Genomic DNA, 4484 nt, shown 5'->3' with positions numbered 1-4484 from the left:
CAGAGGTCGTTGATATTATTAGCTCACTGCCGAATGCACCGGAGGGCGCTCTGGTAGATGTATCTCCTGAAACAAGGGAAGACCTGTCTGTCAATGACGAGGGTGAAGTGGAGCTCTCCGACGAATTTGTCATCGGAACGGCGCAGGATGTGTTCGGGGATAAAATCTACAGCGACATTTCTGAAACGCTGGAGCGCAAGACCGAGGAGATACTTGCTGCCCCCGAATCGACAGAGGATCAGCAGATATCACATTTGCAGGACGTATTCCGCAAGGAGCTTGTTGCACCTGTGATGCAGGTAACGAACGACACCTATGGTGCCGACCTGAAAAAGCGTGATGCACAGAAGCTCCAAAAGCAACTTGAACAGAAAGCGGACAGGCTTGTTACACAGGAATACGGCGATTATTCCATTCAGAAGAAAACACTGGAAGCACAACGGCAGGACGCACTTTCACATCTGAGTGAAACAGGGCAAACTGCTGCCGATGTCAATGAACAGTTCGATACACTGGTGCAGGAGGCGACCGATGCTTTCAAGGAGCGTGTCAGCAATGTGCTGGAGGAGACTGTGCCAACTTTGTGTGAGAAAGTCGTAAAGACTGTCGAGACCACGAAGCGTGAGCGTATCAAGGAGACCATCGAGGAGGAAGTCCGTGACCATCTGCGTGGCTTTGCAAGGACGATCCCGTCATTCCTGATGGCATACGGCGACGATGAGACCACACTCTCCACTTTCGATATGATCATCCCCGATGATGTATTCTATGAAGTGACCAGTATCACGCTTGACCAATTCCGCTTCCTGCGTGACGGCGGTTCGTATACAGATGCAGAAACAGGCGAGAAAAAGCGCTATCCCGGAAAGCTGTTTGATCCTGTGGTATTTGATGATTCCATCAAAGAATTTCTCGCACTGCGTACACGGTTGGGCAATTACTTTGATGAGTCGCATACAGAGGATATTTTCGACTACATCCCACCACAGAAGACCAATCAGATTTTCACGCCCAAGCGTATCGTGAAGCAGATGGTCAATATGCTGGAGCAGGAAAATCCCGGCTGTTTCGATGATCCGAGCAAGACCTTTGCTGATCTGTACATGAAATCAGGCCTGTATATCGCAGAGATTGTGAAGCGGCTGTTCAACAGCGACGGCATGAAACAGGCATTTCCTGACAAAGCACAGCGGTTACAACACATCTTTGAACATCAGGTATACGGGCTTGCACCGACAGAGATCATCTATCAGATTGCCCTGCACTTCATTCTCGGCTTTGACGGCGGGAAGCTGATTGAGAAGCATCATCTGCGTCAGTGTGATGCACTGCCGTTGGCAAAGAATGGAACATTGGAAGCAAAGCTGGATAGTATTTTCGGATAAGGCTTGATATATAACGAAAAAATACCGATACTTCACACAACATGAAGTATCGGTATTTCGTTTTCATAGCTCGCTGTTTTGGTCTAAATATAGTGATTGATTCTATACTGCTATATCAGCGCCTCACATTTTCGTGCGAGTCTTTTTTTGCTTAATAACGCCAATGCAAACGGCGAGCCTTATGAATATCAGATCATTTATCCTTTGTTCTTTTTGACACGCTTACGGCAACGACACCAAGCAGCAGCATTGTCAATGCTGCACCTGCTCCTATGCCTGTGTTAGGTGACTTATCACCGTCTTTGTTTACATTTTGAACTGCTGTCTGTGAACTGTTTTGTAAGCTATCATCTTTTTTACCAGTGCTGTCTGGTGATATATCTGATGAACTTTCAGATGCTTTTGTACCAAGGACATAGAAAGGTGCATCGTCTGTGACAAAGGATATTTCTGCGTCAGACTCTTCACATTTAAGACTGCTTACTGTACCATCACCTTTAACGGAATTTACCTGATCTTTGTCTATGTTTATCGTTACCTTTATTCCATTTGCCGGCAGAATAGAATCTCCGTCAATGTAATAAATATGAAATGCTACGGTGTTTTCAGACTTTTTTCCCATGACGCTGTTTAACCAGTCAAGAGCTTCCTTCTCTGTGACCTGATCCACCACAAGATTTTTATCTTTATCGGCATTCTCGATCTTCACGCTTGTGCCATCTGGAAAATCAATAACAGCATTTCCATCGTCGTCAACAGGCACACTGTTCCATGGAACATCTTCTGTATAGACCGCATAAACATTTCCATTTGCAGTTGTGTTATTATCATCAAGCTTTGCCTCGGCCGCATAAGCACCAGAAGGTATGCTTAATGCAAGCACAAGAGCAAGGAATGAAGTCATTTTTCTCATTGGTCTATTTGACCCCCTATCTGTGTATTCAAGGAAGCCGCACCTGCACTATAATAAGTGTGCGGCTCGTAACCCATGATCTTAAGCCTTATCTTTGTACCGACCTCCGGCGTCTTTGAGAGCGTAACATATTTCACATACTCGTTTGGCTTGATAAGACCCGTTTCTCCAAGCATATTTCCCTGTTCGTCAAACACTCTGAGCTTTATCCAGGCATTGTTGCCCTCAATATTTGTAAGATATACTATTGCCTTATCGCCTTCCATAGTGACGTTTCCGCACACCGCAAAATCATAGCTCATATCATCTCTGTTCGGAGAGCTATAGCCTAAATTTTCCGAAACCTCAGGCTTGCCATGCTGTGCTGTGCTTTCAAAAGGCGGTGGAGTAAATTCTGCACTTTTTTTATCATTTGGACGGCACAATGCAAATATCATCACGCCAATGGTAACTGCAAAACAGACCATAAGCACTGATACGATCAGCTTCCCGTCATTTTTTTGCTTATCCATCATAAGCCCCCTGATATGAATACTTTTTTATTACGCTATCGGTACAATCCCAATATCATTGTTTCTTACTACCCTCCATGCTCCATTTGATCCTGTTACATAATAAAGAGTTGTATCAACATGGGTAGAAACAACCATTGCGTCAGTTACTTACTGAATGTCTTCAGAGATCGTTATTGTGATAGTGCCAAGATCTGTATTGTTTGTTTCTATCCCTGCTCCACTTACACTGAAATATGTTGAACCTTTAGGTGCGGCGTCAACAGCAGTGCCTTCGGCTGTTTCCAATAAAATAATATCTTCATAAAACATGCCGTTAAGTCCTTCGACCTTTGATGCAAAATTCAACTGTGCTTTAATAGCCGAATTTGAATGGTTTGTTACAGTTATCGCCTTAGGCTCATCCCACCAGCATGCAGACTCTGTGGTATAGCTATGTGTTTCAGGATCCCATACCTTATGTCCGCCAAAGTAGGTAAAATTCATTTCCTCCCACTCAACGTCCACAGACATTGTCGTTGACTTGGAATCAATATAGCTTCCTGTAACCTTGATATTTGTTGGTTCGCTGCCGTCATTTTTTTCTGAATTTACCGCATATGCTGTAACCACGCTAGTGCTTGCAAGCACTAATGCGGTGATGATCGCAAATTTGTTTTTCATGATAAATTCCCCCGTTATTTATTTTTCAACAGTGACAGTTATTTTTGCCACCGTATCGACCATTGCTTTTTCACCTGATTGCGGATCATAACTTAAAACTCTAAAATTTGCGTCTGTATAAGTGCCTTCACTAAGTTTGTCCGCCTCGCCCTCAAGCAAAGGAAGCGTTTTAAGCTGATTACCTGGTTTTATGGTACCTGAGCGTGCGATAATCTCACCATTTACCTCTATACAAAGCACGATATCCTGAGTTGAACTGCTTGGATGCTTATAACTAAAATAAGCTGTTTTATCAGAAAGCTTGATATTCACTGTATTTTCGTATTCAAGAGAAATTCCTCCGCCACCCTCAGGCACATCAAGACTTCTGCTGTTGTCATCCAAAGGTTCAGCATTCTGCTCTGTCTGCTGAGGTGCATAATCAGGTACTAGAGATTTTGTTTCTGACTTTCTGAAAAACACAGCCCAAATAGTAATGCCTATGCAAAACATCATGCCCAGAATAAGTGCAGCTATTATGATCCTTTGTTTTTTTGCTTTGTTCTCATTATTCTCCATCATTTTCCTCCTGATTGTGCATTAGCCAGACATTCCTGCTAAATAGCATTAATGTTCACAATAATCATACATTGTTATTAACAAAAAGTCAACAACATTTGCACAAGTGGTAAAAATAATGCACAAGCGGTAGTTTTTTTGATACATATGGCATTCATTTTTTGACAGTCCAGCATCTCCGTGACCGTTAAAGCACAACAAAAACGATAGTTCTCATAATAACACCGTTACTTTTTTATTAATAGATATGTAGGTTTGTCAATCATATTGGACACTATCATTAAGAAATTCGATAGGCGAAAACCATTTGAGGGGACGCATAGGACGGTTGTTTGTTCGACTTAAACGTGCAGCTAGCTGCACGTTTAAGTCGTCGCAGGAATAAAACCTATGGCACGAATAGAATTTGTTGTGATCTTCTCGGTGACTGCGCTCTACTTTGCCATTGTGCCT

4 protein-coding genes and 1 pseudogene are annotated in these 4484 nt (G+C 43.0%); 1 reads left to right on the top strand and 4 read right to left on the bottom strand.

All coding sequences use genetic code 11. The features are described from left to right. Positions 1-1385, top strand: a pseudogene (locus tag WS40_RS10110) (restriction endonuclease); the annotation flags it as partial. 193 nt (positions 1386-1578) lie between these two features. Here the strand turns inward: WS40_RS10110 and WS40_RS10105 are convergent. The 4 genes from WS40_RS10105 to WS40_RS10090 all read right to left on the bottom strand — a co-directional run bounded on the left by WS40_RS10105 (position 1579) and on the right by WS40_RS10090 (position 4031). Further along, complete coding sequence (locus WS40_RS10105) at positions 1579-2298, bottom strand: hypothetical protein (protein WP_046442047.1); 720 nt, start codon at positions 2296-2298, stop codon at positions 1579-1581. Continuing rightward, a complete protein-coding gene (locus WS40_RS10100; protein WP_046442045.1) occupies positions 2295-2810 on the bottom strand; it encodes a hypothetical protein in 516 nt (171 codons plus the stop codon). The genes WS40_RS10105 and WS40_RS10100 overlap by 4 nt, the downstream gene beginning before the upstream one ends. Positions 2811-2960: 150 nt before the next feature. Next, on the bottom strand, positions 2961-3473 hold the full coding sequence (locus tag WS40_RS10095; RefSeq protein ID WP_046442044.1) for a hypothetical protein: 513 nt from the start codon (positions 3471-3473) through the stop codon (positions 2961-2963). Between the two features lie 18 nt (positions 3474-3491). Continuing rightward, positions 3492-4031, bottom strand: a complete 540-nt coding sequence (locus WS40_RS10090) for a hypothetical protein (RefSeq protein WP_046442042.1) — start codon at positions 4029-4031, stop codon at positions 3492-3494. Between the last annotated feature and the right edge of the window lie 453 nt (positions 4032-4484).

Origin of the sequence: Ruminococcus sp. N15.MGS-57, assembly GCF_000980385.1 — a bacterium.
Lineage (GTDB): Bacteria > Bacillota > Clostridia > Oscillospirales > Ruminococcaceae > Hominimerdicola > Hominimerdicola aceti.
Note: the sequence above shows the minus strand (reverse complement) of the source record. Positions and strands in the feature narration are given on the sequence as shown.

Coding starts and splice junctions, on each gene's coding strand:
- WS40_RS10105 (WP_046442047.1), bottom strand. CDS start 2,298: ATGAGAAAAATGACTTCATTCCTTGCTCTTGTGCTTGCATTAAGCATA.
- WS40_RS10100 (WP_046442045.1), bottom strand. CDS start 2,810: ATGGATAAGCAAAAAAATGACGGGAAGCTGATCGTATCAGTGCTTATG.
- WS40_RS10095 (WP_046442044.1), bottom strand. CDS start 3,473: ATGAAAAACAAATTTGCGATCATCACCGCATTAGTGCTTGCAAGCACT.
- WS40_RS10090 (WP_046442042.1), bottom strand. CDS start 4,031: ATGGAGAATAATGAGAACAAAGCAAAAAAACAAAGGATCATAATAGCT.